The 26,098-nt window shown below is 47.5% G+C and carries 27 protein-coding genes and 1 pseudogene; 14 read left to right on the forward strand and 14 right to left on the reverse strand.

The window, feature by feature from the left end; genetic code table 11:
* Positions 1-94 precede the first annotated feature (94 nt).
* On the forward strand, positions 95-1,495 hold the full coding sequence (locus NC980_RS11245) for an amidase (RefSeq protein WP_190376273.1): 1,401 nt from the start codon (positions 95-97) through the stop codon (positions 1,493-1,495).
* A gap of 134 nt (positions 1,496-1,629) precedes the next feature.
* Here the strand turns inward: NC980_RS11245 and NC980_RS11250 are convergent, their stop codons facing one another.
* Both NC980_RS11250 and NC980_RS11255 read right to left on the reverse strand, forming a co-directional pair.
* Positions 1,630-2,331, reverse strand: coding sequence for a response regulator transcription factor (locus NC980_RS11250; RefSeq protein WP_190376274.1), 702 nt, complete (start codon positions 2,329-2,331; stop codon positions 1,630-1,632).
* A 22-nt stretch (positions 2,332-2,353) separates the two neighbouring features.
* Positions 2,354-3,499 (reverse strand): HAMP domain-containing sensor histidine kinase, encoded by a 1,146-nt coding sequence (locus NC980_RS11255; RefSeq protein ID WP_190376275.1) that lies wholly within the window; start codon positions 3,497-3,499, stop codon positions 2,354-2,356.
* Positions 3,500-3,963: 464 nt separating this feature from the next.
* On the opposite strand from NC980_RS11255, the gene htpG reads away from it, so the two are divergent.
* Positions 3,964-5,958, forward strand: coding sequence for a molecular chaperone HtpG (gene htpG, locus NC980_RS11260; RefSeq protein ID WP_190376276.1), 1,995 nt, complete (start codon positions 3,964-3,966; stop codon positions 5,956-5,958).
* 52 nt (positions 5,959-6,010) lie between these two features.
* Here htpG and hisC read toward each other — a convergent pair whose 3' ends face one another.
* Entirely contained in the window at positions 6,011-7,069 is a 1,059-nt protein-coding gene (gene hisC / locus NC980_RS11265; RefSeq protein WP_190376277.1) for a histidinol-phosphate transaminase, read from the reverse strand.
* 1 nt (position 7,070) lies between these two features.
* Here hisC and NC980_RS11270 point away from each other — a divergent pair, with 1 nt between their 5' ends.
* Positions 7,071-7,250 (forward strand): hypothetical protein, encoded by a 180-nt coding sequence (locus tag NC980_RS11270; protein WP_190376278.1) that lies wholly within the window; start codon positions 7,071-7,073, stop codon positions 7,248-7,250.
* A gap of 357 nt (positions 7,251-7,607) precedes the next feature.
* Here NC980_RS11270 and NC980_RS11275 read toward each other — a convergent pair whose 3' ends face one another.
* Both NC980_RS11275 and NC980_RS11280 read right to left on the reverse strand, forming a co-directional pair.
* Positions 7,608-7,736, reverse strand: a complete 129-nt coding sequence (locus tag NC980_RS11275) for a hypothetical protein (RefSeq protein ID WP_348253924.1) — start codon at positions 7,734-7,736, stop codon at positions 7,608-7,610.
* 173 nt (positions 7,737-7,909) lie between these two features.
* Complete coding sequence (locus NC980_RS11280) at positions 7,910-9,250, reverse strand: tetratricopeptide repeat protein (protein WP_190376279.1); 1,341 nt, start codon at positions 9,248-9,250, stop codon at positions 7,910-7,912.
* 587 nt (positions 9,251-9,837) lie between these two features.
* On the opposite strand from NC980_RS11280, the gene yidD reads away from it, so the two are divergent.
* Together yidD and NC980_RS11290 are read left to right on the forward strand one after the other, a co-directional pair.
* Positions 9,838-10,059, forward strand: a complete 222-nt coding sequence (yidD, locus tag NC980_RS11285) for a membrane protein insertion efficiency factor YidD (protein WP_190376281.1) — start codon at positions 9,838-9,840, stop codon at positions 10,057-10,059.
* Positions 10,056-10,745 carry a M15 family metallopeptidase gene (locus NC980_RS11290; protein ID WP_190376282.1) on the forward strand — a complete coding sequence of 230 codons (690 nt, stop codon included), beginning with the start codon at positions 10,056-10,058 and terminating at the stop codon, positions 10,743-10,745. The genes yidD and NC980_RS11290 overlap by 4 nt, the downstream gene beginning before the upstream one ends.
* On the opposite strand, the gene NC980_RS11295 is transcribed toward NC980_RS11290, so the two are convergent.
* The 3 genes from NC980_RS11295 to NC980_RS11305 form a co-directional block, all read right to left on the reverse strand.
* Positions 10,742-11,182, reverse strand: a complete 441-nt coding sequence (locus NC980_RS11295) for a peptidylprolyl isomerase (protein ID WP_190376283.1) — start codon at positions 11,180-11,182, stop codon at positions 10,742-10,744. The two genes, NC980_RS11290 and NC980_RS11295, sit on opposite strands and share 4 nt — an antisense overlap.
* An 81-nt stretch (positions 11,183-11,263) precedes the next feature.
* The gene (locus NC980_RS11300) at positions 11,264-12,472 is read right to left on the reverse strand and encodes a S8 family serine peptidase (RefSeq protein WP_190376284.1); all 1,209 of its coding nucleotides are present in this window, start codon (positions 12,470-12,472) and stop codon (positions 11,264-11,266) included.
* 137 nt (positions 12,473-12,609) lie between these two features.
* Entirely contained in the window at positions 12,610-13,740 is a 1,131-nt protein-coding gene (locus tag NC980_RS11305; protein ID WP_190376285.1) for a cob(I)yrinic acid a,c-diamide adenosyltransferase, read from the reverse strand.
* A 162-nt stretch (positions 13,741-13,902) separates the two neighbouring features.
* Here NC980_RS11305 and NC980_RS11310 point away from each other — a divergent pair, with 162 nt between their 5' ends.
* The 3 genes from NC980_RS11310 to NC980_RS11320 all read left to right on the forward strand — a co-directional run bounded on the left by NC980_RS11310 (position 13,903) and on the right by NC980_RS11320 (position 15,956).
* Positions 13,903-14,439 carry a phosphate-starvation-inducible PsiE family protein gene (locus tag NC980_RS11310; RefSeq protein WP_190376286.1) on the forward strand — a complete coding sequence of 179 codons (537 nt, stop codon included), beginning with the start codon at positions 13,903-13,905 and terminating at the stop codon, positions 14,437-14,439.
* Between the two features lie 71 nt (positions 14,440-14,510).
* Positions 14,511-15,266, forward strand: coding sequence for a class I SAM-dependent methyltransferase (locus NC980_RS11315; RefSeq protein WP_190376287.1), 756 nt, complete (start codon positions 14,511-14,513; stop codon positions 15,264-15,266).
* 3 nt (positions 15,267-15,269) lie between these two features.
* Positions 15,270-15,956: an SAM-dependent methyltransferase gene (locus tag NC980_RS11320; RefSeq protein ID WP_190376288.1), complete on the forward strand. Its 687-nt coding sequence runs from the start codon at positions 15,270-15,272 to the stop codon at positions 15,954-15,956.
* Here NC980_RS11320 and NC980_RS11325 read toward each other — a convergent pair.
* Positions 15,943-16,347 carry an NIL domain-containing protein gene (locus NC980_RS11325; RefSeq protein ID WP_190376289.1) on the reverse strand — a complete coding sequence of 135 codons (405 nt, stop codon included), beginning with the start codon at positions 16,345-16,347 and terminating at the stop codon, positions 15,943-15,945. The genes NC980_RS11320 and NC980_RS11325 overlap by 14 nt on opposite strands.
* Positions 16,348-16,589: 242 nt before the next feature.
* Here NC980_RS11325 and NC980_RS11330 point away from each other — a divergent pair, with 242 nt between their 5' ends.
* A complete protein-coding gene (locus NC980_RS11330; protein ID WP_190376290.1) occupies positions 16,590-17,315 on the forward strand; it encodes a PTPA-CTERM sorting domain-containing protein in 726 nt (241 codons plus the stop codon).
* An 88-nt stretch (positions 17,316-17,403) separates the two neighbouring features.
* Positions 17,404-18,582, forward strand: coding sequence for a SpoIIE family protein phosphatase (locus NC980_RS11335; protein WP_190376291.1), 1,179 nt, complete (start codon positions 17,404-17,406; stop codon positions 18,580-18,582).
* 65 nt (positions 18,583-18,647) lie between these two features.
* Here the strand turns inward: NC980_RS11335 and NC980_RS11340 are convergent, their stop codons facing one another.
* Entirely contained in the window at positions 18,648-18,974 is a 327-nt protein-coding gene (locus NC980_RS11340) for an STAS domain-containing protein (RefSeq protein WP_190376292.1), read from the reverse strand.
* A gap of 475 nt (positions 18,975-19,449) precedes the next feature.
* Here NC980_RS11340 and NC980_RS11345 point away from each other — a divergent pair, with 475 nt between their 5' ends.
* Entirely contained in the window at positions 19,450-20,430 is a 981-nt protein-coding gene (locus NC980_RS11345) for a sugar transferase (protein WP_190376294.1), read from the forward strand.
* A gap of 21 nt (positions 20,431-20,451) precedes the next feature.
* Positions 20,452-20,910 (forward strand): anti-sigma regulatory factor, encoded by a 459-nt coding sequence (locus tag NC980_RS11350; RefSeq protein ID WP_190376295.1) that lies wholly within the window; start codon positions 20,452-20,454, stop codon positions 20,908-20,910.
* Positions 20,911-20,921: 11 nt separating this feature from the next.
* Here the strand turns inward: NC980_RS11350 and NC980_RS11355 are convergent, their stop codons facing one another.
* On the reverse strand, positions 20,922-21,632 hold the full coding sequence (locus NC980_RS11355) for a Uma2 family endonuclease (RefSeq protein ID WP_190376296.1): 711 nt from the start codon (positions 21,630-21,632) through the stop codon (positions 20,922-20,924).
* A 117-nt stretch (positions 21,633-21,749) separates the two neighbouring features.
* Between NC980_RS11355 and leuD the strand changes: the two genes are divergently transcribed.
* Positions 21,750-22,346, forward strand: a complete 597-nt coding sequence (gene leuD, locus NC980_RS11360) for a 3-isopropylmalate dehydratase small subunit (RefSeq protein WP_190376297.1) — start codon at positions 21,750-21,752, stop codon at positions 22,344-22,346.
* A 4-nt stretch (positions 22,347-22,350) separates the two neighbouring features.
* Here the strand turns inward: leuD and NC980_RS11365 are convergent, their stop codons facing one another.
* Entirely contained in the window at positions 22,351-22,812 is a 462-nt protein-coding gene (locus tag NC980_RS11365; protein ID WP_190376298.1) for a CYTH domain-containing protein, read from the reverse strand.
* 4 nt (positions 22,813-22,816) lie between these two features.
* Positions 22,817-23,782 carry a carbohydrate kinase gene (locus NC980_RS11370; protein WP_190376299.1) on the reverse strand — a complete coding sequence of 322 codons (966 nt, stop codon included), beginning with the start codon at positions 23,780-23,782 and terminating at the stop codon, positions 22,817-22,819.
* Positions 23,783-23,854: 72 nt separating this feature from the next.
* Between NC980_RS11370 and NC980_RS11375 the strand changes: the two are divergent.
* Positions 23,855-25,147, forward strand: a pseudogene (locus NC980_RS11375) (cytochrome P450).
* Here the strand turns inward: NC980_RS11375 and NC980_RS11380 are convergent.
* Positions 25,123-26,061, reverse strand: coding sequence for a cation diffusion facilitator family transporter (locus NC980_RS11380; RefSeq protein WP_190376300.1), 939 nt, complete (start codon positions 26,059-26,061; stop codon positions 25,123-25,125). The pseudogene NC980_RS11375 and the gene NC980_RS11380 sit on opposite strands and share 25 nt — an antisense overlap.
* Positions 26,062-26,098: the final 37 nt, after the last annotated feature.

Raw genomic sequence — 26,098 nt, forward strand, 5'->3', positions numbered from 1 at the left:
CGAGAAAAATTGGGGGCGATCGTGTCAGAACATAACTTTCGTATAAGTATTTGTTACATCATCTAAAAAATACTCTGCCTCTAGGGACACATTTATGAATCCTGTAGATTTAGCTTTTACATCAGCGCTCGAACAAGCGCGTCTGATTCGGACAAAAGAGATCTCTCCAGTTGAACTCACGCAGCTTTACCTCGATCGCATCGCACAGCTTGATCCCCAGTTGGGCAGTTTCTACACCGTGACCGCAGAAGGCGCGATCGCCGATGCTCGATCCAAAGCTGAGCGCCTGTCAGAGCCAGAGTTACCGCCTTTTTTCGGAGTGCCGATCGGCATTAAGGATCTCAATCCAGTCGAGGGAGTTCCGTGTTCGTATGGCTTGAAAGTTGCGCGGAACCAGATTGCAATGCAGGACGATCTGGTCGTCACCAGGCTCAAACAAGCAGGATTCATCATTCTAGGTAAGACTGCGACTTCTCAGCTTGCTTCCTTTCCTTACACTGAAGCACCCGGATTTCCCCCCGCTCGCAATCCTTGGAATTTGGAGTATACGCCGGGTGGCTCAAGCGGTGGGTCGTCTGCGGCAGTTGCGGCGGGGCTTTGTGCGATCGCTCAGGGCAGCGATGGGGGTGGCTCAGTGCGAGGCCCGGCGGCATGTTGTGGATTGGTAGGACTCAAGCCTTCACGGGGTCGAATTTCGATGGCTCCGATCGGTGAGGCGCTCGGTGGATTTGCGGTGAATGGAGCTTTAGCGCACACGGTTGCAGATGCTGCCGCATTTTTGGATGTGACAGCCGGGTATGTCACAGGTGATCCGTATTGGCTGCCTGATCCTGAGACTTCTTTTCTGGAGGCGACCCAACGGCAACTTGAGCCGTTACGAATTGGATTGGTCACTGAGATTGAGCCAATCGGTAAGGCTGATTCAACTTGTGTGCAGGCGGTCGAAAAAATCGCGCATCTGCTTGAAGCAATGGGGCATACGATCGAGCCTCTAACTCTCGATTTTGGCGAAATGATTGAGCCGTTTACGCTGATTTGGCGGACTCAGACGGATGTTGGAGTTCCGCCATTTCTATTAGAAAAGGTCAATCGCTGGCTGTGGTGGCGGGCGAAGTTCACGTCTGCGGGACGGTATGCGAAATCGCGCCAACAGCTTCAAATTTTTGCTCGTAAAGTGGTGGAATTGTGCGACCGCTTTGATGTACTACTGACTCCAACTTATATGTACCCGACCATTCGGGTCGGAGAATGGGCAAAGTTGAGTCCGGCAAGCACAATCGATCAAATCATCCGGTGGATTGCGCCTTGTCCCGCGTTTAACGTCACGGGTCAACCGGGCATTAGTATTCCGGCTGGATTTGATTCAAATGGAGTACCGATCGGGGTTCAGCTTGTGGGACGACCCGCAGATGAGGCGACGATTTTAGCCTTAGCTGCACAAATCGAGCAGGTACAGCCTTGGATCGGAATTCGACCTGCAATGGCGCAAACGTAATACCAATTTGATTCGTGATTGTTTTGATTCGTGATTGCTGCATGTTATTGATCATCGCGTCTCCACCATTCACAAATGGAACGAATCGGTGATTTGCCCCTTTGTTTTTTAAATTCTTTAAATTGGTATCATTCTCAACCCCTAACTAACCCCATTTTCAAAGCACGAATAATTGCCTGGGTGCGGCTCGTTACTTCCAATTTATGGAAAATTGCCGTTAAATGCGCCTTCACGGTTGCGATCGAAATGTATAGTTGAGATGCAATTTCATCATTAGAAGCCCCCTGCACTAACCAATACAGCACCTCTTGTTCGCGATCGGTTAAATGCAATTTTGCTTTGTTCTCTAGTGCTTTCCCGTTGTAAAACCAGAACATCTGAAAAAACCGAGTCGCCAACGCCGGAGAAAGATAAATCTGATCGTTCAAGACAGTCGTAATTGCACTAAACAATTCCGTTGCCAGTCCATCTTTAACCACATAGCCATTTGCGCCTGCTTGCATTGCTCGAAACACCCATTCCTCTTCCTGGTGTCCCGAAACGACTAGGATCTTCGATCGATGTTCTAGCTTCGAGAGTTCCGTCAGCGTCGAAATTCCATTGCCCTGTGCTAATTCCATGTCGAGAAGAATCAAGCTTGGGCGCTGCTCGGCTGCAAGTTGTACCGCCTGCTCCGAGGAGGTCGCTTCAGCCACGACCGTAAATGTGCGGCCACCTTCAGGTGTGCCAGAGGCAGCGCAATGGCTGCTGTAAAACTGAAGCAGCGTTTGCAGCCCTTGACGGAATTTAGAGTCGTCGTCAACCAGTAACACAGGAACTTGAGCAGAAGAAAGCATGATGAACTCAAAAAATCAAATTCTAAAGGGCTGGGACGATCGAGAGCTTGGGTTGCTGGCGGGGTAAGGTCAACGAAAATTTCGCGCCTCCGGTCGGTAAGTTACTGACCCAGATGCGCCCTTGATGCGCCTGAATGATTTTTTGAGCGATCGAGAGTCCTAGTCCAGTTCCTTCGGGGCGACGAGAATAAAACGGCATAAAGACTTGCTCTAAGTCAGCTTCAGAAAGTCCTGCACCTTGGTCTGACACCTCAATCAGAATCTCCTGCTGCACGATCTGCCAGGTGCAGTAAATTGTGCTGCGATCGGGACTGAAGTAGATAGCGTTTGTGATCAGGTTATCGAACACTTGTTTAAGCTGCCACGCGTCTACATCGAGCAGCATTGGAGAGCGGGAATAGTGAACTGTAATTTGTTTTTCCGTTAACCAAGGCTGGAGCTGATTGATACTCCGGGTCAGAATTTGGCTTAAGTCGTGCGGCTCGATTCGTAGAGGTTTTTGCTGAGCCGATAGCTGCTTTAAGTGGCGATGAATGTCTTGAATCGAAGATTGAATTGACTCAAGATACGATCGCGCCTGCCGCTCCGGGACAGTCGATAACAGCATCTCCGTGTAGATCTGGATCAGTGCGATCGGGCTTTTAACTTGATGTTCGATTTGATGATTGTTGTGTTCAATTTGCTGTTGAGTTTGGCGTTGTCTATGCAATTCTCTTACGGTTGAAAGATGATGATTTAGAAGCGTTGCTGTGTTCTCAATAAACCGCTTTTGATCGGTTGTAAGCAGCTTTGTGGTTGCAATCAGAAGATATTCTGGTTTAGTTTGGCTCAGAGAACAGACATAAAATCGTCCCGGTGATTTGACCCGCACTTTTTTGAGACAGCCGATCGGGTTTTTTGTCCACCAAGCCTCTGAAGCCAGATAAGTCCGTGATTCAGCATCTAAAATCGACCAGCGCTCCCGCCCAAACACAAAAGATTGGCGCTTTGATTGATCCGGAGATTGGTAAACGAGGCGGATTCCAGCATCCGGCAGTTGTGAAAGCACCTGTCCGACTTGGAGCCGACAGAATACCTGGAGTGGAGAATCAGCAGAAATAGGTTCGATCGTCTGTGCGGAGGACATCGCGATCGCACGAGTAGAAACAGGGGGAACAACAGCTCGCATAACACCACACACACCAAAGGATCAGGAAAACACAAGCAAAAACGCGCCTGTTCAGAAAAGAAAACTGAATCAGTTGCAGCTTAAGCACATTGATAAAAAACCATACTTTCAGCCAATCCGATCACCGGAAATTCCTTAAACTTCCCTAAAATCTCCTGTACTATCTCAGTAGTTTCTCGGAGGGAGAGTGCGAGTTCTCCCTCTATTTTGCAAAGACTAAATTTTGTCAGCGCATTTTCCTGGGGCTTCTGCCGTTTTCTATAGCACTTCCGTTTAAATTTCAACCGATGCCGTGTTTCAACTCCGACTAACGGCTAAGGCAAATTCTGTGGGACGATCGACTCGAAGTAGGGAAACCCGCACTCGCTGAGCGGCAAGCCTCACTGAACAAAATAGAGACGCAAAGCGCGATCGTCGCGCACAATAAAGAGCATTCCATCTTCTAAGAACACTGGACGAGGCTTATGACGACGATCTTAGAGCAGGGAAATATTTCAATTCATACTGAAAATATTTTCCCGATCATCAAAAAGTGGCTGTACTCGGATCACGAGATTTTCTTACGTGAATTAGTTTCTAACGCAGTGGATGCGCTTCAGAAGCTCAGCATGGTGTCTCGCTCTGGTGAGTTTTCTGGGGAGTTGGGCGAGTCGGAGATTGTAATTACGATCGACAAGCCCAACAAAGCGCTGTCGATTTCAGATACTGGGATCGGGATGACTGCGGATGAGGTGAAGAAGTACATCAACCAAGTTGCGTTCTCCAGCGCAGAAGAGTTTGTCGAGAAGTACAAAGCCAGCAGTGATCAGCAAATTATCGGTCACTTTGGTCTCGGCTTTTATTCGTCGTTCATGGTGGCGCAACAGGTTGAAATCGATACGCTGTCTTACAAAGAAGAAGCGCAGGCGGTTCATTGGAAATGTGATGGTTCCACTGAATTTAGTCTTTCAGATTCACAGCGGACAGCGCGAGGTACAACAGTTAAGCTAACGCTACAGGATGAGGAATTAGAATACCTGGAGCCGCATCGGATTCGTCAGTTAGTGAAGACCTACTGCGATTTTCTACCATTTCCGATTAAGTTAGAAGTTCTGGCAGCCGAAGGCCAAGAAATGACCGCGCCAGAGCAAATCAACCGTCAGAAAGCACCCTGGAAAGAATCCCCCAGCAATCTAACGAAAGAGGACTATTTAGAGTTTTACCGCTATCTCTATCCGTTCCAAGAAGATCCACTGCTTTGGGTACATCTCAACACGGATTATCCATTTGTGGTGAATGGCATTCTCTACTTCCCCAAGCTCAAGCCGGATGTTGATGTGACCAAAGGACAGATCAAGCTGTTCTGTAATCAGGTGTTTGTCAGTGATAACTGTGAGGAAGTTGTCCCGCGATTTTTGCTGCCGTTGCAAGGGGTGATTGATAGTGTTGACATTCCGCTGAATGTGTCTCGTAGCTTTTTGCAGAACGATCGCACGGTTCGCCGCATTGCAGATTACATTGCCAAGAAAGTGGGCGATCGGCTGAAGGAACTGTATCGCGACGATCGAGAAGCTTACATTCGTAGTTGGCAAGATTTAGGTACGTTTGTTAAGTTCGGCTCTCTCAACGATGACAAGTTCAAAAAGCAAGTTGAGGACATTCTGATCTATCGCACAACATTCAGCGGTGATGATCAACCGAGAGTTGAAGTGCAAACGCAGGAAGGGGATGTTTGGCAAGATACTGCATCTAGCAACGCGGTAGACGGAAAAACCTACACGACATTGAAGGAGTATCTGGAGCGCAACAAAGAGCGGCATGAGAATCGAGTGTTCTACTGTACTGATGAAGTGACACAAGCAACATATGTTCAGTTGCACACCAGTCAGGGCTTAGAAGTGCTGTTCATGGATTCATTCATCGATAGTCACTTTGTCAGCTTCTTAGAACGGGAATACTCACACATCAAGTTCTCGCGGGTTGATGCGGAACTCGATGAGACGCTGATTGACAAAGACAAGTCCGAGATTGTTGATCCGAACACGAATCAGACGCGCAGTGAACAGATTAAAACGCTGTTCCAGACCGCATTAGGCAAACCGAAGCTAACGATTCGCACGGAAGCACTCAAAGGAGATGCAGCCGCTCCTCCTGCAATGGTTCTGTTACCGGAGCATCTACGCCGAATGCAGGAAATGAGCGCATTGTTGCAGCAACAAGCGATCGAGTTCCCCGAAGAACATATTCTGCTGGTTAACACTTCGCATCCAATGATTCAGAATTTGATCGGTCTGAGCCAAGGTGCGATTGTTACGGGGTCTTCGAGTTCTCCATCGGCTGAGCTTGCGAATATGATTTGTCATCATGTGTATGACTTAGCATTGATGGCACAAAAGGGCTTTAATGCTGATGGAATGAAAGCGTTTGTTGAGCGATCGAATCAAGTGCTGACGAAGTTGACCGATCGTGCTCTAAGTTAGTGACTGTTCGTTAAACAAAATCCACTGAGCATTACCCTCAGTGGATTTTTTGTTAGGAGACGTAGCTACGATCGCTGATCAATGTCTCGATTAATGCTTGATTTTGTTCATCAGTCCCAACTGTGATTCTAAGTTTGTCATTGAGTCCGGGTTGTTTGAAGTACCGAACTAAGATTCCACGTTCTTTTAGAGCGAGATAAATCTGTTCTGCATTGTTCTGCGGTTGAGTTAGAAGAAAGTTAGTTTGAGAGTCCCAGACCTTCCAGCCAAGTTGCTTAAGGTCGATTGCTAACTTCGCTCTAGACTGTTTAACCTTCTCTGCACATTCATTTTTATAGCCCTGATCCCGCATTGCAGCAGTTCCCACTAAAGTTGCGATCGCATCAATGTTGTAACTATCTTTGATTTTGAACAATCCGCTTAATAGATGAGGCTGTCCGATCGCAAATCCAAGCCGCAATCCTGCGAGAGAATATCCTTTCGAGAGTGTTCGCAAAATCAAGACATTCTCAAACTCACGTACTAATGGCAAAGCAGTTTCTTCAGCGAAATCAACATACGCTTCATCAATGACTAACACTCCGGTTAGCTGTGCTGCAAGTTGTCGCAAATCTGATAGTGCAACACTATGACCTGAAGGACTGTTCGGTGATGCAATAAAGGTAATCGCTCCTTGTGCAGCAATTAGTTCATCTAGAGGGAATTCGTAGCGATCGCCATACGGAATCTCAACGCGATCGGCAACCTGCATCTCAACCAAAGTGCGATACAGAACATAAGTTGGCATCGGATAAACTACTTTGCGTCTAGGTTCCGCACAAGCCCGAACAATCACATTCAAAATGTCATCACTCCCGTTGCCAACCATGATCCAATCTTTCGGAATGCCTAATGCTTCGCTGGTCGCTTGTCTAAAATCGTTAGCATACGGGTCTGGGTAGCGTCTGAGCCATTCGGGATCGAGAGAGCGAAGCACTGCGATCGCCTCCGGTGACGGCGGGTAAGGATTCTCATTTGTATTGAGCTTGATGATTGGAGTTCCCGGTTTGGGTTGCTCACCCGGAATATATCCGGTCATGGCATCAACGCTAGCTCGAAAGAAAGAAGGCATAATGATTTACGCGATCGACATTTCTCAGCTTAGCGGTTTAAGTCGCTGGAGCAGACCATTCGTAGAAGACATCAATGCCAATGTGAAGAATGTAGAGCGCGATAGCGGTTGCAATGGCGGAATCGATCGGCAGGGGAACACCGGAAAGATTGACGAGGATAGTAATGATTCCGGTAACTAGCGTTGCATTGGCAGGATTCTTTTCCGCTCAGTAGGAACGTTAGGCAGGATTGCCGAAGAACTGAGAGAGTATGAAGAAGTCTGGAACAACTACCAGCAAGCCCTGCAAATTAAAGTCGAATTCAATGATCGCTATGAGCAAGCCCGTACCCATCACAGCTTAGGACTGTTAGCAGAAGCAGAGGGGAATGTTTCGGAGGCTAGAGCTTGTTTGCAGAAAGCAATGGAAATCTTTACTGAGTTTGACGATGAGTCTATGGCGATAACTCAACGGAATCTCGATCGATTATCAGATTGAATGCGATCGGAGGGTTGAGAACTGCGATCGCCCCCTACTCATGAGCAGCAATTTGTGAAATCAAACTGACCAGTCTTCAGCTTGTAGTTCAGTGATTCGTTCAAAATCTGAGAGATTACGAGTCAGAGCGATCGCCTTTCGACTCATTGCGATCGCTGCAATCATTGTTGCTGAATGTCCCTCACCCAAAATCCCGCTCCCCAAAGAGCGGGATTTTTGATCTAACTCCTTTCCCTCACAGGAGAAGGGTTAGAGATGAGGGCGGTTCGGGATATCAGGTCGAACATTGCCGGGTTAATCGTTTTTAACCTGCTCGCTTGCGCTTCGCGTAGCGAACCCCTTAACTCAGAGCAAAAGGGAATTTACAACCCCTGTAAGCTAGTGGATTCCATCTGCTGTAGGATAGCGTCAAGATTTGCTACTGCATCAAGATCGCCGCGAGTGCGTGCAAGATCCCGTGCTTGGCGAATATAATCTCTGCTTTCCATCTTCCGTCCTTGCTGGAATAGCACAATACCCATGTTGAAGTATGCCTCAGGAGCATCTGGCATAACACGAATCACTTCAGCAAATGCAGCCTTTGCTCCATCCAGATCACCCTGTTCAGTCAGGAATACGCCGCGATCGAACTCATTTTGAATTGCCACAATATCGTTCGCATCACTGATTGCTCCAAACCCTGAGGTCGTGCTCTGATGCATCTGATCAATTGACTCTATACCCGTTTGGTCAGGTGAAAGGGTAGAACCGATGTTTGTTGACGTTCCCGCTGTCATTGTGGGATAGCTGTCTTCAATAATTCCCGACTGACCATAGGGCTGGTCGAGCATCACATCCTGTCCCATGTTTGAAGTTGTGCCAATATCGCTGGTTGAGCCAGCAGTATCTTGAGTTGCCCGTTGAACAGAATCTGCCACATTAGAAGCCGATGACTGAACACTCTCAGACACGCCTTCCATTGCCTGTGTCATTTTGGGTTGGGCATCTTGCGCTGCACTCTTAACCGATTGAGCCGATGACTGAACACTCTCAGACACGCTTTCCATTGCCTGTGTCACTTTGGGTTGAGCATCTTGCGCTGCACCCTTAACCGATTGAGCGACTCCTTGCACTGAATCTGCAACACTGGCAGCAGATGATTGAATGCTCTCAGCCGTTTTGTGAACAGCCTGCTTAAGCTCAGGTCGAGCATCTTCGATCGTCCCTCGGACTGAATCAACTGTCTCAATTACTGAAGGACGGCTCTCATCGATCGTTTCTGTCACTGCATGAATCGTTTCGGTTACAGCAGGACGAGCCTCATCAATTGTTTCTCGAACTGAATCGATCACGCCTACAACCGAAGGCTGTGCTGCTTCAATGTTTTGTTTCACTGCATCGACCGTTCCAATCACAGAGGGTTTGATATCCTCAACCGTCTGTTTGACTTCATGGACGACTTCACCGATCGCGGCGTCAACACCTGTTGCTGCTTCCCGTCCAACATTAGCACCCGCAACACCACCAACCACTGCACCAACAGCAGCCCCTAAGCGTCCGCCAACTAAGCGACCAATGATGGCTCCAGCTAACCCTCCACTTACAGTTCCAAGACCCGTTGCCACTGTTTGAACTGGGTCTCGTGCTTGTGGCACCTCATTCACCTCATTCAAAGAGGATTGATTTTCATTCTGCTGATTGAACTCTATGCTGCTATCCGACATATTCTTTCTCCCTCGACTGATTTGTTAAAACTTCTTTTAATCGTTGCCATATCATAACCATAGCGACTGTTCTAAGGTTTTTACTCGACTTAAAGGGAGAGGTTAGGGACGAGTTTTTAACGAATTGAATTGCAATTGAGCAGGGGACTTTATTACCTAAAGCAGAATTTTTTACAGCCTTCACATTCTGCAAAGGATGGTTATGGGAATATTGCCGTGAAGCAATCAATCGATTATCAGATTGAATGCAATCAGAGGGTTGAGAACTGCGATCGCCTAATTTATCTTTGCGATCGTAGAACCGACACCAGCGATCGCGGAATCGAGCAAGGCTCCGTTTCAGTGTTCTACGCAGTGCGATCCACGATCAGATCAATCAGGCCAATCCGCAAAAGCGTCCGCTCAGTATTCTACGCAGTCAGATCAACCCGCTTATCAATTGAAGCCTTGATCTGGGGCATCGTTTCCGTGTTTCCCGCAGTAAGATTTACGATCACATTGATCGGAACAACACTCCAAAGATCAAAAGGCTTGTTCCATACAACTGCTGAATCGTTTACGATCGAATAAGACACCCACTCTGACCTATGAAATTCCTGTTAATAGCCTTAGTCAAAGGCTACCGAGTTGCCATCTCTCCACTCATGATGCCGACTTGTCGATTTCATCCCACTTGTTCTCGATATGCGATCGAAGCCCTCGAAACTCACGGCGCACTCAAAGGCACTTGGCTAGCAGCGGGGCGAATTTGTCGCTGTCATCCGTTCAATCCTGGCGGGTATGATCCTGTTCCGAAAAAAGACGCATGAAAGCTTATCAAACTGTTGCGATCGCAGAATGCAATGAGCCCTTAGTCGAAATTCCTGACCAGTTTGCGCGGGTCACGCCACATCCCTACGCAAAGTTGGGCGCACCGTATGGGGAGAAATCACCGTTTTTTGTTAGAGAGGGAATTCTCGATCGCTTACTCATTGCCGATGCTCACCTTCAGCATCTTCAACCCGGATGGAAGATTCAGATTTTTGATGCGTATCGTCCGGTCGCAGTCCAGCAATTTATGGTGGATCACACGCTAAAAGAACTGGTCAACGCAAACGGATTGAGTTTAGAAACGCTATCCACAACACAGCGAGAAGAATTTCAGCAACAGGTCTATCAATTCTGGGCAATGCCAAATTTGGATCCGGCAACTCCGCCGCCGCATAGTACCGGAGCCGCGATCGATGTCACTTTAATCGATGAAGCCGGAAGCGCGATCGACATGGGATCAGAAATTGATGAAATCTCAGAGCGATCGTTTCCGAATCACTTTGCAAACTCTGATTTACCGTATCATCGACATCGAGAAATTTTGGCAAATAGCATGATCTCCGCAGGATTTAAGCGCCACTGGAATGAATGGTGGCACTTTTCCTACGGAGATCAGATTTGGGCATGGCTCACGAATCAAGACAATCCGGGAGCCAATGCGATCGCCAAATACGGCAGGATTTAAGCCTCGATTTTCACCGAGAGAATGCGATCGTTGCCGCGAATCGCATTGACAATATCCATATCGCTCGTCTTACCAAACACCGTATGAACGCCGTCTAAATGCGACTGCGGTGAATGGCAGATGAAAAATTGACTACCGCCTGTGTTCCGTCCTGCATGAGCCATCGATAAGCTTCCAGCTTCATGCTTATTCGGATTAATTTCGCAGTTAATTTTGTAGCCGGGGCCTCCGGTTCCGGGCATTCCTGATGCTCCGTCACGGGTGTTCGGACAGCCGCCCTGAATCATAAAATTCGGAATCACCCGATGAAATTTCAAGCCATCGTAAAATCCTTTGTTTGCTAAATCAACAAAATTCTTTACGGTATTCGGCGCATCTTGATCAAACAACTCAAGATGAATGGTGCCTTTGTCCGTTTCCATGATTGCGCGTGTCATGATTGCGCTCCCTTATATTTTCAGCTTTTCCATCCTATCAAGGTCTTCACAATTGCATCACTGATGTTTGATGCGATCGTCCTAACTCTGAGGCGCACGCACCATTCCCGCCCCCACATCAAACGGGTCGAAATCCGCAACAATCCCCTCTGAGGTGGCATTCCCAACAACACGCGCCATTAATTCCAGTGAGTTCAGCCGCCCACTCCGCTTGAGTTTTTCTGCCCACAGTGCAGCCACCCCTGCCACATGCGGAGCCGCCATACTCGTACCATTCATCGCCACCAATCCACCGCCCGCTTTTGCTGACAGCACTTGTACACCAGGCCCTGAAAGATTGGCTCCGGTGTTTGAGAAGGGAGCGATCGTCAACCCAGACGTACCACGACCCAGCGCCGCAACCGAAATAATTCCCTCAGCAACCGCTGGAGGTGCAACCGCAATTTCCCAGTCTTTATTGACTTGGCGACGGCTTTCATTCCCGGCAGCAGCAACCAAAACCGCAGCCTGGGAAAACGAAGCGCGAGCACTGGCAAGCGCAGCTAAGCTTTGGAACAATTGAACATTAGCGCGGTAGCCTTCTAAGGCACGCGAGGTCGCCAGTTCTGTCGGTAAGCCTTGCTTGACAAAGTATTGTACAAAGCCAGGAAAATCAATGCCGAGCGACATCGAAATTACGTTCGCGCCATTGTCAAGTGCCCATAAAACTGCATCAGCAATTTGATCACTAGAGCCGCCTTGCTCACCGATCACTTTTCCAATTAACGCTTTGTTGACTCCGGGTGCAACGCCAATCCGAATATCATCAACAGTGCGACCAAAGATCGTTCCTGCACAGTGAGTTCCGTGCCCGTCCTTATCGCCATCTCCCTCGTCCGTAAAGTCTTTTTGAATGATCTCAATACCAGCAAATGCAGCATGAGTCGCATCGATGCCGCTATCGAGAACGGCAACAACAATGCCATCTCCAGTAAAAGGTGAGGTGTCTGCTCCCACTGCCTGAACCCCCCAGGTTAATTGGGATGCAGTAGCCTCTGCTGAGCCTTCTGCGAGCCCTTCGACTTCTACAGGGCGAATTAGCTTCATTGGCATCGCAGGCGCGATCGCAACGACATCGGGATCGCGATTGAGCGAAGCGATTTCACTGCGTTCGATATCATACGTGCTAATTTGTGCGCTGGGAAAAGCAGCTTCTGCCGGATTGGATTGACCGGGGAACGCGGCGGGGCCTGCAAACAAATCACGGGTGGTCGATCGCAGGCTTCTTAGAACAATGTGTTTCGTTTTCATGGGTTGCAAGTAATAACGGACGAAGATGATTGCAATGGCTCTATTTCAAACCAAAGCCTTAAAACACTATCCTCAGCAAAATCTAGATAGAAGTTTCTTGCATGATATTTCTTCGTCCGGAGATGAAGCAGAAAACTTTAAAAATCCACACCACGCTTCAGGTCAACCCCTCTCTCGGCATAGTGTTTATGGCACACCATTTCTGAGTGAACGGTTGCGAGGTCAAAATAAGCAGGCGGATTTTTACAGCGACCTGTAATCACGATTTCGGTATCGCGAGGTTTTCGTAACAAGGCTTGAACGATCGGTTCTTCCGGCAGCAGTTCTAAATCCACAGTCGGATTAAGTTCATCGAGAATAATCGTTTTGTACAATCCCGACGCGATCGCAGCCCGCGCAATTTCCCAGGCGCGTTCTGCTTCGACATAATCGAGTTCTTGCTGTTGACCGCGCCAGACGATCGCATCTCGCCCCGATCGCTGATGATCGACTAAGTTTGGATAGCTCTGACGCAGTGCGTTAATGGCTGCATCTTCGGTATAACCCGCTCCGCCTTTGAGCCACTGCATGATCAGGACTCGATGCGATTTATCTTGGCTGATTCCTTTACCGATCGCTTGCAGTGCCTTACCGAGTGCGCTGGTTGATTTTCCTTTTCCGGCTCCCGTGTAAATCTCAATCCCTGCAATTCCTTCTTCTTTGGCAACGTGATAGTGCGGCTTCATTTCGGAGTGCAAGTCCGCAATATCAATCAGGGCTTGGGGGGCAGCGCGACCCGTGACAATCACTTCCATGTGATCCGGTTTGTGCTTCAGCGTTCGCACCACTTCATCCACCGGAAGCAATCCTAAATCTAAAACCGGATTCAGTTCATCCATCACAACGACCGAGTAAAGCCCGGATGCGATCGCGCCCTTTGCCACGTCCCAACCACGTTGAGCTTCCTGTCGATCGAACTTGGTAATCTCGTCGGCTCCAAAAAATTCTCCGCGTCCGGTACGAACCTGGTCGATTAGATGTGGGAAAGCGCGTTGCAAAGCTTGAATCGAAGCATCTTCGTCATAAGTGCGTCCCGGCCCCTTGAGAAATCGCAGCAGTAGAACGCGAGTTTGGGACGCATATTGAATGCCCAACCCAATCGATCGCAGCACCACACCGAGCGCTGCTTGAGATTTCCCTTTACCCGCCCCATCGTAGATGTGAATCTGTCCGGTCATGCGTTCTGATCGCGCTTGTGCGGTGCGGATACCAACGCCTGCTCTAGTCATATCAATCGCCGTTTCTAAATGCAGATTTACTCTAACAGGTTTATTGAGAATGAAACATCGATCGTTGATGAGATTGATAAAGCACTCTGATGCAAAGTGGCTTGAAATATAAACTTCGCTCAACTTAAAGTGGGAGCAGTCTCAAATTCAAGGAGCGCCAGAATGCAGGATTCGGTTAAGCCCTCGTTTACCCCATTAAATGAAACTGATCGCTGGTTTACCAATTTCAGCCGAAATCATGTCGTGAAAGCATTGGAAACGGTTCAAGATTTGATTGTGGTTTCGCTATGCATCGGATTGTTCTGCGTGATGGTGATTCAGTTAAGAGCAATGTTCATTTCATTGCTGCCACCGTTGAACTTTCATGATGTTACTGCTGATATTTTGTTTTTGCTGATTCTGGTTGAATTGTTTCGATTATTAATTATCTATTTGCAAGAGCAACGGATTTCGATCGGGGTTGCGGTCGAGGTGGCGATCGTCTCTGTTCTACGAGAAGTGCTGGTGCGAGGAATTCTAGAAGTACATTGGACTCAAGTTCTTGCCACCTGTTCGTTTTTGATGGCGTTGGCATTCTTATTAATCGTGCGAGTTTGGTTGCCGCCAACCTTTAAGGGAATTGACCCTGAGAAGCGGTTCTCTGCACATCATCAAGAATTGGAAACTATCTCGTTGAATGGCAACGGACATCATCACTAGAAATGCTCAGCAGGCTCAGCAGAGGTTTGAAAGGCGATATGCTATAGAAGCTTTCAGACCCCTGCAAAACCATGACTGAAACGCCTCCCCTTCATACACTCGATCCGTTAAATCGGTTTTCCGATCGCGCTACCGATTACCAAAAATATCGTCCGAGTTATCCCACATCTGCGATCGACAAAATTCTCTCCAACCTTGGTGATCCAACTCAACTGATCGCCGCAGATATCGGTGCAGGAACCGGAATTTCAGCAAGATTACTCAGCGATCGTGGTTTATTCGTCTGGGGAATTGAACCCAATACCGCAATGAGCGATCAGACAGAACCCTACCCACGAGTAGAATTTCGCCAAGCCACCGCAGAAAACACTGGACTACCCGATCAATCGGTCAATTTAGTCACTTGCTTTCAATCGTTCCATTGGTTTGAACCAGAGCGAACCTTTCAGGAATTTCGCCGCATTCTTAAACCAAGTGGGCGACTGGCATTAGTTTGGAATACACGCGATCGTAGCGATCCATTTACTCAGGAATACGGCGAATTATTACGGCAAGCCTCGAACAAGCATCCGGCGATTGATCGTATGGAAACGCTTCCAGAGAATTCAGATTTCTCCGCTTTCGAGGAACATCGTTTTACGTTAGAACACGCACTCGATTTGCCTGCATTAATTGGTAACGCAAAAAGCCGATCGTATGTTCCAAGTTCAGGAGAATTGCTCGAGCGACTGTTACAAAATCTCGAAGCGTTGTATCACCGCAATGCAGATGCTCAGGGCCTAGTCTATGTGAAGTATCAAACAAAAGTCTTCATTGCAGGAGCGTAACGGATGGGATTGCGGTTAGAACAAATTGTGCCTTGGGGTCGATCGCGCTCCGAGTACATTCAAATGTTTGACCTTACTGAAGCTGATCTTCAGGACAAAATTCTCGATTGCGGTAGTGGGCCTGCAAGCTTTAATGCTGAGATGACAGCATTGGGCTATTCCGTAACGTCGTGCGATCCGATTTATCAATTCTCAGCCGAGCAGATTCAACAACGAATTGATGAGATCTACGAAACTATTCTCGGTAAAGTCCAAGCAACACGGGAAAATTTCATCTGGACAACCTTCCGCTCGCCTCAAGAAATGGCACAGACCCGTATGACTTCAATGCGGCACTTTCTAGCCGATTTTCCCCTTGGATTACAGCAGGAGCGATATCAAACTCATGAACTTCCTAATCTTCCCTTTGAAAATAACCAATTCAATTTAGCGTTGTGTTCTCACTTGCTATTTCTATACTCCGATCAATTAAACTTAGAATTTCATTTAGCATCGATTCTCGAAATGTGTCGCGTGTCGCCCGAAGTGAGAATTTTTCCATTGCTGCTCAACATGACAGGTGAAACTTCTCCATTTCTCGAACCCGTCATGCAAGCGTTGAAAGAGCAAGGTTATACCGTTAATTTACGGCAGGTTCCTTATGAGTTCCAGCGTGGCGGTAATCAGATGCTTCAAATTAAAACGTCGTAGAAATCGCTTGCACCGGACAGGTCGGAATACACTGTTCGCAAACAATACAGCGCGATCGCGTAAACGATAATCGAAACGTTTGCGGATCAAGCGTGAGTGCCTCGGTCGGACACACGCCCGTACACAAGCCGCAATCGACACAAACATCCTCATCGATCGTAATTTCGCGGCTGGCGAACGAAACATGAATATCCTGTGATCGCATCCAATCGATCGACGCATCAAGCTGATCAATATCGCCTGACAATTCCACAACCAATTTACCCACCTGATTGGGAGCAACCTGAGCGCGAATGATATTGGCTGCGACATTAAAATCTTTTGCGAGTCGGTAGGTGACTGGCATCTGAACAGAGCGTTTGGGAAAGGTGAGTGTAACTCGTTTTTTCACGGCTTAAAGGCTGACTTTCCTCCATTCTATAGATGAAATTTCTGATCAGGCTGCCTCTCACCAATCAACACCGCAGTATTACGGATGAGTTCCATGAAGATTTCATGAAGTCTTTTGCGAACTCTCCGTAATTCCGACAGAATGATCGAGGCATCGAACACACAGCATTTACCTAAACTCTAAACGACTGAATCGCTCAATCAGGGACAACTGCCGCTTCACCTGAATTGGAGTAAGTTTGCATGACTACATCAGCACGAATGACCCGGCTCACGATCGCACTGGTCGCCGCGAGTCTAACCACGATCGCGGCTTCAAAGTCCAACGCTGCGATCGTGACGATCGACAATTCTGGTTCCTGGATCAACGGCGCGAACACCTTAGAGAATCAAGGCTTTAATCTCATTCAAGTGCCGAATGGTAACGAAGATTTAGGCAGCGACTTATCGACCCTGAGTTCACGCCTGGGCAACATTGAGTTCAGCCCCAGCGTTAACAAACGGCAAGTTGGCAACCCTGAGCCCGAAAAAAGATGGCGGACTTGGAGTAATAACTATCAAGGCGAAGTGTATTTTACAAATGGCGCACTGACGCTTGACCTCAAATTGCCGAACCTCGTTGCATTCGACTTCTATGCTCAACCGGACACATTCTTCCTTGAGCCACAGTTCCAAAGACCCTACAGGATTTCCGCGATCGCTCAAAGTGGCGAAACTTCTGATGTGCTGAGTCAACTGGTCAACGGCAACAGCGGTGCCCAGTATTTTGGCTTCTATTCAGACGATCCGCTTGATCCAATTCAGTCGATTCAGATTACTTCAGAGCAGGGATCAGGCGGATTCGCAATCGGTCAACTCCGTGGCGCGAGCGCTACCGCTACCGTCCCCACTCCCTTACTTTTACCGGGAATCATCGGACTCGGCTTAGGGCTGTGGCGAAAGGCGCGGAACCAGAATCAGCAGAATTAAGCAATCAAACCGCAACGGCTCAGCAACTTCAAGGTCAGTCTGGGAACTCTGAGAAAGACGATTGCACCACGGTTGCCTTTCTCCTTGTATGCTCCCAGTCCTGATTATTGAAGACGATCGATTAATGCGTAAGCTGCTGAAAAAACTGCTTCAGCCGGAAGGGTTTGAAGTGGTTGAAGCTACTACTGGAGAAGAAGGATTATCTCTGATTTCAGTCGTTCGCCCTGCTTTGATCCTCTGTGACTGGCGCTTACCGGGAATTGATGGACTGTCTATTTGTCGCACGTTGAAGTCAAGACCAGAATGGGCAGACATCTACTTCATTTTGCTAACTGCTCATAGTACTCCTGAATCCCATGTTAAAGCGCTCGATAGTGGAGCCGATGATTTTCTCGCTAAACCAATTCAGCTTAAAGAACTCAGCGCCAGACTTCGAGCAGGTTTGAGAGTCTATCGAGCCTTTCAAGAACAACGTAGACTCGCTCAAGAATTATCGCTTCAGCAACAACAACTAGAATCAGAAATTGCAGAGGCAGCCGAATATGTCCGATCGCTGCTCCCCGCTCCAATGGATGAACGAGTGATCGCACGATCGCAATTTCTTCCTTCTCGACAGTTAGGTGGCGATTGTTTCGACTATCACTGGCTAGATTCTGACTTTCTCGCCATGTACTTGCTGGATGTGTCTGGACATGGGTTAGGCGCTGCTTTAGTCTCTGTTTCGATTCAAAACATTCTCCGCGCTCAGATTCTTCCTGGAATTAATTTTTATCAGCCTGGACTGGTGCTAACTGCGCTGAATGAAGCGTTTGCATTAGAGCAACAAACAAACTGGTTAACCGAAACCTCTAGCGATCGCTACTTTACAATTTGGTATGGAGTTTACAGCTATTCCAAGCGCCTCTTGATGTATTCTTGCGCTGGACATCCTCCCGCTGTGGTGTTATCGGGTTGCTCTCCAAATCATCGGATCGATCGCCTTCGGACTCCCGGAACACCGATCGGGATGTTTCCAGACGCAAAATACAAAACTCACTTTTTCAAAGTTGAGCCAGAGAGTACGCTTTATTTATTCAGCGATGGCATCTATGAAGTCCGGCAACCAGACGGAGCAATGTGGACTTTAAATGAATTTATTGATTTACTCGATCGGTGTCACAATTCTGAAGACTTAGATAACCCTAAGAAAATCATTCAAGCCGTGAGATGCTTGAATCAAAATCACGACTTTGAGGATGATTGTTCTCTTTTGCAAATTAAGCTTTGATAGCTTAGTAAAGCAAGAATTTTATTGATCCAGACTATTGCACAAGCGATGATGCACCGGGAAAATTATTCAACTGTGTGCTTCTGCTGATAGAACTCGGTTTGACTAGAGAAAATGGGGAAAAACTGAATCACATCTGCAAGCTCTAGCAGCATTCTAATTTCCTGCTTGACTGCGCAGAGCGACAGCCGACCATGCGCCGCTCTTACGGCTTTTAACGCACTAATTAACGCACCCAAACCAGAACTATCCATAAATGCAGCTTGCTCAAAATCGATTAAAACGTCACTCGTTCCGGCTGCAATCAAATCAAGAATCTCTTGTCTAAACTGCTTGGCTTGAGAGTGACCTAGAATGCCACAAACTTTAATCACTTTCACAGGATAATACATCGCGGCTCACCTAAGTAATCGATAAATGAATAAAGCGCTGCTTAATCAAATCAGCACCCTACACCATAAAGCCCTAATAATCCCAAAATTTCTTTACGTGAAACTTCAGATCTTTCGTGCTTGTGTCTAATTGGAAGCAGGAGAATTCCGTATTTTCAACCTGTCTGAATTGCCGAATTGACCATTTTCGTATTCGTTAATTTCTATCAATATCATTGCTAAAGATTGACTATTTTGTTGTATTTCGTTGTGAACAGGGGAATTTTTTAGAAGGACATCAGGGCATTGATCGTAAGCCAATTATCGCGGAGCATTCGGTTTACCATGACGATCGAATTGAGCAAAAGCAGAATATTACCGATCGCAGCGACATCACCACTCTGCTATCAGTTAAGGATTGATTTAGATAGAGCCTAAGCGATTCCGTCTAAATAGCTTTCAAACTCTATTGCCTAATGTTTTATTTGAGGTCAACATGATCCAGCATTCTCCGACCCACTTCTCAACAGTACAAACGGAAGAAGCTTGCATAATGAAATTGCCTCCTCTGTTAACTGTCGTCGAAGCGGTTGCATTCCGCGCTCTTTGTCGAGAATTAATCGAGGCAGAGCCTGCACCCAAAAAAATCGTTCTTGACTTCGCTGAAACAATGTTTATCGATAGTAGTGCGATCGGTGCATTAGTGAGGTGTCTCAAAGCTTGCCAAGCTCATCAAATTGAGCTAGTTTTGCACAGTGTAAAGCCTGAGATTCTATCAGTTTTGGTGCTTGCAGACCTTGATCGACATTTCACTATTGAGGCTAAAGCTGTCGAATTAGAACCCCCTGCTAGCCCCACGATCGCGCCAACGCATCCCTCGATTCAGTCGAGAACAAAGCGTGCGCTCGACATTGTTGGCGCGATCGTGGGGCTAGGAATTACGGCGCTAGTGTTTGTTCCGATTGCGATCGCGATTAAACTGGATAGTCCAGGTTCAATTTTGTTTTCTCAAACGCGCTGTGGTCATTTAGGTAGACGCTTTCAGGTGTGGAAGTTTCGATCGATGGTTAGCGATGCAGAACAATTAAAAGCTCAGGTCGAAAATCAAAATGAAGGGGCATTCTTTAAAAATGCAAATGATCCACGGATTACTGGAGTCGGACGATTTCTTCGTAAGACTAGCTTGGATGAACTGCCACAGTTTTGGAATGTTTTACACGGCGAAATGAGTTTAGTCGGAACTCGTCCACCCTTACCCGAAGAAGTGGAACACTATGAAATTCCGAGCTGGCAACGCCTAGATGTGAAGCCCGGAATTACCGGAGAGTGGCAAGTGCATGGTCGATCGAAGATTCGCAATTTTGAGGAAGTGATTGAACTCGATTTGCGCTATCAACAACGCTGGAGTTTGAAGTATGATCTACAGCTATTGCTCAAAACGATCGTTGTATTGTTGAACAAAGATAGCGCATTTTAACGACTTTAGGAGCGATCGGAGATGAGCGGTCTTACAGAAATAGAAGATGTGATTCACTTCGATCAATTGGTCGTTCAGTCAGATTTAAGAGCGATCGCCCAGATCTTAACGTGGTTTGAAGCATTTCAGAAAGCTCCTGTCTCTCAGGCAGTTTGGTTACAGGGGCAAATTGCTTTAGTCGAAGCCTTCACCAACGCAGTTCGCCACGCTCATGAACTGTTACCAAGACAGACTCCGATCACTCTAGAAGCAGGAATTTGTGTTGATCGACTGGAAATTAGAGTTTGGGATCAAGGAGCGCCGTTCAATTTAGCACGGTTAATCGATCGAGTTGAGCAAGACTATCCTGAGCCGCTAGAACATGAGGCACATTGGGGTGCAGCTTTGTTTAAGAAGCTCCAGGACCAGCATCGCTGGAACATTGAATATCACTGTCTAAACGAAGGTCGCAATTGTTTACGCTTGGTCAAGTTTTGCTAGCAGAATTCGGTTTAAAGCGCTTCTGGGTCAATGCCGAGCGATCGTAGCCGTTCCGCCATTTGGTGCGCCCGTTGTTCTGCTTGCTCTGCCCGTTGGCGCTCTTGTGCTAATTGCTGCTCCGCCTGTTCTGCTCGTTGGCGCTCTTGATCAAGCAGTTGATTAATTTCAGCAAACGAGAAAAAGGAGATTCCGTCAGGTCGAAACAGTCGCAGTTCTGCACCTAATTCAAACCGGATTCCCAATCGAGGGCTAACCCAGCCCAACATCGATTCAATTCGATCGAGCATTCCATCTTCCGAGCGTATCCATCCTTCTAATCGGATGCGATCAGGATCATAGACATAGTATTCCTCAACACCATAGCTGTGATAAAACAGCAGCTTTCGCTCCATTTCGCGTTGCGTGTTGCCCGGAGATAATACTTCAAAGACAACTTGAGGCGGAATATTATTTTCTTTCCATTGTTGATAAGAGCCGCGATCGCCCTTTGGTCTACCAAACACAACCATTGCATCAGGGGCGGTACTCAGCCTATTGTTGCCTTCAACCGGATACCACAATAAATCGCCTGCAACAAATACATCAGCATTATCTGCAAACAACCATTCTAGATTCTGCTCAATCACTACAATCCAGCGAAATTGTTTGGTGTTGTCTGCCATTGGTTCGCCGTCAGTTTCCGGGTAAAACACATCGCTCTTGTTCGACTGCTGAGTCACCATAAAGCGGAATTTCCTGCAATGCTGAACGTTTTCTTAACTATAGTACAGTTGATTCATTTTTTCAGTGAGCCTTGAGAAATGCCAAAATAGATCGCACTGAATGGAAGACGAAACAGTATGGTAAGTGAAGTTAAAGCGATCGCAGGTTGCGGAATTCCCGTGGTTGGAAACGACATTGACACTGATCGCATTATTCCAGCTCGATTTTTGCGTTGCGTCACATTCGATGGATTAGGCGAACAAGTGTTTGCGGACGATCGCGCTCAGCTTAAAGGAGAGCATCCTTTTGATTTGCCGCAATATCAAGCAGCCACGATTCTGATTGTGAATGGGAATTTTGGCTGTGGATCGAGTCGGGAACACGCGCCGCAAGCAATCGCAAAATGGGGCATTCAAGCGATCATCGGTGAGAGTTTTGCAGAAATCTTTTTTGGCAACTGTGTTGCGATTGGAATTCCCTGCGTGACTGCTGATCCTAGTGTGACAAGCAAGCTTCAAACGCTAGTAGCAAATGATCCACAGGCTGAGGTGACGATCGATCTAGATCAAATGCAAGTGCGGTGTGGATCATTTACGGCTGCAATTTCGATGCCTGCAGGCGCACATCAAATGCTGACTTCAGGTACATGGGATGCTTGCGGTCAATTAGTCGCACAAGCAGAACAAGTCCGCGCCACCGCAGCAAAGTTACCTTATGTTGCTTGGAGCCGCTAGTCCTCTACCAAGTTGTGAAGGGATGCTTTGTGAGATTGGAATTGTAGTAGCGCGGATCATGTGAAACATCTTCCCCGATCCAGTCTGGAAGGTCGATCGCTTGATCCGCATTTCTCAGTTCAACTTCTGCAATGATTAATCCGTGATTTTCTCCTAAAAATTCATCGACTTCCCAAATCAAGCCGTTTAGCTCAATTTTGTGGCGATACTTTTCGATGAGAGGAGCCTTGCACAAAGTATCTAACATTTGCGCCGCATCGCTCACAGGAATCTCATACTCAAACTCAGCCCGCGAGATGCCTTGACTCATTCCTTTAATCGTGATGAAACCTCGATCGTTCACCGCACGAATTCTCACCGTACTCTCGACAGTGGGAATGTAGCCTTGTCGGTACAGTTCACCCGGAGCGAGATCTCGCCATTGATCGCCTTTGACTAAAAACTTGCGCTCAATTTCAACACCCATAGCCTTATTCCTCTTGCTGCAAAAACGCATCGACTTCTGCACCTGTCGGCTGAGCATCAATCGCCCCTGCCCGTGTTGTGGTTAATGCTCCTGCTGCACTCGCATATCGCACAATGCGATCGGCATCTTGATTCACTTCTGTAAGTTGATGCTGACAAAGTTGATGCACAAATCCAGCTAAGAAACTATCGCCTGCTCCGGTTGTATCTTTAACTGCGATCGAAAACGCTGGAACCTTGCCTTCTTTCTGGCTCAAACAGTAAGCACACCCTTTCTCACCTGCTGTGACTAGCACTCCTTCTAAGCTTTCAACTCGATGAGCAATCACACCCGGATCGGTAGTATCAAACAACCATTCTGCTTCTTCTTCTGCAAGCTTTAGATAGTCCGCTCGTTTGATTAATTCATGAATCATTCTAGGTGCGATCGTCTGATCATTCCAGAACACAGGCCGCCAGTTTACATCAAGTACAACTTTGACAAAGAACTGTTCAGATAGTTGAAGTGCGCGTTCGATCGCGGCTCGGCTCTCCGGATAAGCTAGTAGTAAAGTTCCAATCACCAAGTAATCTGCGTGCTGAAATAGCTCCGTTGGAATTTGATTGGCTTGTAGATGAGTGTCTGCAAATTCAGTTGTGTCTCGCTGCTCTCCAAAGGCAACGAAGCTACGATCGCCCGTTTCTGACCTTAAAACTAAAACGGTGCGTGTCGGTGCGGAATGCGTTTGAATTCCGGTGGTATCGACCCCGATCGTATGAAGCAATTCGACCAGCGATCGACCCTGTTCATCCTCGCCCACGCAGCCTACAAAGGCGCTGGATGTGCCCAATTTGGTCAACGCGCAGGCAACATTCGCGGGAGCGCCACCAGGGTAAGAAGTCCAGGAAGTAACCGATTCAAGCGGCAGTCCAGGTTGATTAGAAATGCAGTCGAATAGAATTTCGCCTAAGCAAATCACGCGAGGGTGCATTACAGTTTTACTGGTAGTGTGTCTTCTATTAGTGTATTTGCCCCTGCTGTCTCGAAACCTAAAGAAATCACGATGTCTTTACCTCCTGGAAATCTTGGATTGCCCGTCATCGGTGAAACGCTGTCGTTCCTCTTTGATCCGCAGTTTGTTGAGAAACGCTACCGCAAGTATGGCGTGGTATTCAAATCGCATATTCTTGGTAAGCCTGCTGTATTTATGATGGGAGCGGAAGCGGTCGAGTTTCTGCTTTCAACGGGGTTTGAAAACTTCTCTTGGCGGGATGGCTATCCGGAGACGTTTCATAAATTGCTAGGTTGATCGCTGTTTGCCCAAGAGGGTGAAGAACATCAGAGAAATCGTCGGTTGATCATGCCTGCGTTTCATGGTGCAGCCCTAGCGCGGTATTTTGAAACAATGGATAAACTGATCTGTAAATACTTAGTCAAATGGGAGCAAAAACAAGAATTCAAATGGTTTGAGGAATTCAAGCAGTTAACGTTTGAGATTGCAAGTCAAATCTTCTTAGGCATTGATTCGAGTGATGAAGCAAAACGCTTTAGTGATCTGTTTGCCACACTCACCGATGGCTTTTTCTCCTTTCCAAGCTTGCCAGGAAGCCGATTCCACAAATCAGTGAAAGCGCGTGATCAAATTTTGGCGCATTTGGATCAGGTGATCGATCGCCGCCGCCAGCACCCAACCGATGATGCTTTAAGCTTGCTGATCCAGGCAGAAGATGAGAGTGGCGATCGTCTCAGCACCGAAGAAATCCGGGTTCAGGCTTTGCTGCTTTTATTTGCTGGACATGAAACCACAACCGCAATGTTAACTTGGTTAGTTCTAGAACTTGCGCGACATCCTGAAGTGTTAGAAAAAGCACGATCGGAGCAACAACACTTCGATTCTTCGATCACTTTAGACCAACTCAGCAAAATGCCTTACCTAGATCAAGTCCTGAATGAAGTAGAGCGATTACATCCTCCGATCGCGGGTGGCTTTCGTGGTGTAATCAAACCATTTGAATTTGCAGGTTATCAAATTCCTCAAGGCTGGATGGCGCAGTATTCGATTTTGTTCACGCATCGATTACCGGAACTGTATCCGAATCCAGAGAAGTTTGATGTCGATCGCTGGAAAGATACGAAGCAAAAGCCTTCTAGTTTAATCGGTTTCGGTGGCGGTTCTCGCATCTGCATCGAGCTTGCCTTTGCCAAACTCGAAATGAAGTTGATCGCGGCTCATCTCTTGCGAAGCTACGCTTGGGATCTCTTACCCAATCAAAGCCTTAAGCCTGTGATTATTCCAACTCGCCGCCCCAAAGACGGCTTGAAGGTCAGGTTTCAATCGATTTCGCGGCTTGACTGATCCGATCTCACTTGCTCAAACGGATGCTGTAACTCATCCCGTGCTTCCTCGATCTCAACTATCACCTGTACCGCACCATAACGATCGCGAATCCCCCCTTCAATCTGTTCCGCAATCCAATCCCTTGCACCCAAAAACTCTGGATGCACCGTCACCCGCATCTCAACAAACACCTGCCGCCCCACAATTCCCCGCGATCGCACCCCATAACAGTGCGTCACACCTTGCACCTGGCGCACAATTGAAGCAATCGCTTCAGGCGCAATCGCGACTTGGCGCATCATCAGCGGTAACTGCCAATTCAGCACCCGCCAGCAGCTTACTCCGGCTGTAATTACCATTGCGATCGTCAACACTGGATCAAGCCACACATACCCGCGCCAAATTCCCAACAGTCCAACTAATAGAAGAATAGTTAACCAAGCATCTTGCAGAATGTGACGGGCATTCAACTTCAAAATCGAACTATCAAACGATCGCGAAACCTTGCGCTCAAACAACGCAAGCCCCACACTGGCTAAAAATACAACCGCTAACAATCCAATCACTGACAATCGCATCTGCACTGGAGGCAATGTTCTTAACGCTGAATCCGCCGCGAGTTGATCGATCGCTACCCCAAACAAGCTTAAGCCTGCAAACCCCAACAATGCGACCAGCAATAACGCTAATCCTGCCTCTAAGCGCCCATGCCCCCAAACCTCGCGCCCCGATTGCCGGTTCGGAGTTGAAAGCGCAATCAGACCCAAAACCGTACTGAATCCAGCAATTACGGTGTGAAGCGTCTCTGCAACGATCGACAGCGATCGTGTCGCCCACGCCGCTCCTACTTTCACCACCAGCATCAGCAGCGTTAGCCAAAGCGTCACCAGCAAAATCCGGCGACTAATTCTTTTCTGATTGACTTCAGCCATAAAGCGTTCCGAGGTAGGAGGATGATGAAAGCTGAAG

It is taken from the genome of Leptolyngbya sp. AS-A5 (assembly GCF_039962495.1).
GTDB lineage: Bacteria > Cyanobacteriota > Cyanobacteriia > Leptolyngbyales > Leptolyngbyaceae > Leptolyngbya.

Coding starts and splice junctions, on each gene's coding strand:
- NC980_RS11290 (WP_190376282.1), top strand. CDS start 10,056: ATGAAAGCTTATCAAACTGTTGCGATCGCAGAATGCAATGAGCCCTTA.
- NC980_RS11340 (WP_190376292.1), bottom strand. CDS start 18,974: ATGTATTATCCTGTGAAAGTGATTAAAGTTTGTGGCATTCTAGGTCAC.
- NC980_RS11280 (WP_190376279.1), bottom strand. CDS start 9,250: ATGTCGGATAGCAGCATAGAGTTCAATCAGCAGAATGAAAATCAATCC.
- NC980_RS11295 (WP_190376283.1), bottom strand. CDS start 11,182: ATGACACGCGCAATCATGGAAACGGACAAAGGCACCATTCATCTTGAG.
- NC980_RS11300 (WP_190376284.1), bottom strand. CDS start 12,472: ATGAAAACGAAACACATTGTTCTAAGAAGCCTGCGATCGACCACCCGT.
- hisC (WP_190376277.1), bottom strand. CDS start 7,069: ATGCCTTCTTTCTTTCGAGCTAGCGTTGATGCCATGACCGGATATATT.
- NC980_RS11370 (WP_190376299.1), bottom strand. CDS start 23,782: ATGCACCCTCGCGTGATTTGCTTAGGCGAAATTCTATTCGACTGCATT.
- NC980_RS11365 (WP_190376298.1), bottom strand. CDS start 22,812: ATGGGTGTTGAAATTGAGCGCAAGTTTTTAGTCAAAGGCGATCAATGG.
- NC980_RS11315 (WP_190376287.1), top strand. CDS start 14,511: ATGACTGAAACGCCTCCCCTTCATACACTCGATCCGTTAAATCGGTTT.
- NC980_RS11245 (WP_190376273.1), top strand. CDS start 95: ATGAATCCTGTAGATTTAGCTTTTACATCAGCGCTCGAACAAGCGCGT.
- NC980_RS11320 (WP_190376288.1), top strand. CDS start 15,270: ATGGGATTGCGGTTAGAACAAATTGTGCCTTGGGGTCGATCGCGCTCC.
- NC980_RS11350 (WP_190376295.1), top strand. CDS start 20,452: ATGAGCGGTCTTACAGAAATAGAAGATGTGATTCACTTCGATCAATTG.
- NC980_RS11270 (WP_190376278.1), top strand. CDS start 7,071: ATGATTTACGCGATCGACATTTCTCAGCTTAGCGGTTTAAGTCGCTGG.
- yidD (WP_190376281.1), top strand. CDS start 9,838: ATGAAATTCCTGTTAATAGCCTTAGTCAAAGGCTACCGAGTTGCCATC.
- htpG (WP_190376276.1), top strand. CDS start 3,964: ATGACGACGATCTTAGAGCAGGGAAATATTTCAATTCATACTGAAAAT.
- NC980_RS11345 (WP_190376294.1), top strand. CDS start 19,450: ATGATCCAGCATTCTCCGACCCACTTCTCAACAGTACAAACGGAAGAA.
- NC980_RS11335 (WP_190376291.1), top strand. CDS start 17,404: ATGCTCCCAGTCCTGATTATTGAAGACGATCGATTAATGCGTAAGCTG.
- NC980_RS11355 (WP_190376296.1), bottom strand. CDS start 21,632: ATGGTGACTCAGCAGTCGAACAAGAGCGATGTGTTTTACCCGGAAACT.
- leuD (WP_190376297.1), top strand. CDS start 21,750: ATGGTAAGTGAAGTTAAAGCGATCGCAGGTTGCGGAATTCCCGTGGTT.
- NC980_RS11380 (WP_190376300.1), bottom strand. CDS start 26,061: ATGGCTGAAGTCAATCAGAAAAGAATTAGTCGCCGGATTTTGCTGGTG.
- NC980_RS11255 (WP_190376275.1), bottom strand. CDS start 3,499: ATGCGAGCTGTTGTTCCCCCTGTTTCTACTCGTGCGATCGCGATGTCC.
- NC980_RS11310 (WP_190376286.1), top strand. CDS start 13,903: ATGCAGGATTCGGTTAAGCCCTCGTTTACCCCATTAAATGAAACTGAT.
- NC980_RS11250 (WP_190376274.1), bottom strand. CDS start 2,331: ATGCTTTCTTCTGCTCAAGTTCCTGTGTTACTGGTTGACGACGACTCT.
- NC980_RS11330 (WP_190376290.1), top strand. CDS start 16,590: ATGACTACATCAGCACGAATGACCCGGCTCACGATCGCACTGGTCGCC.
- NC980_RS11305 (WP_190376285.1), bottom strand. CDS start 13,740: ATGACTAGAGCAGGCGTTGGTATCCGCACCGCACAAGCGCGATCAGAA.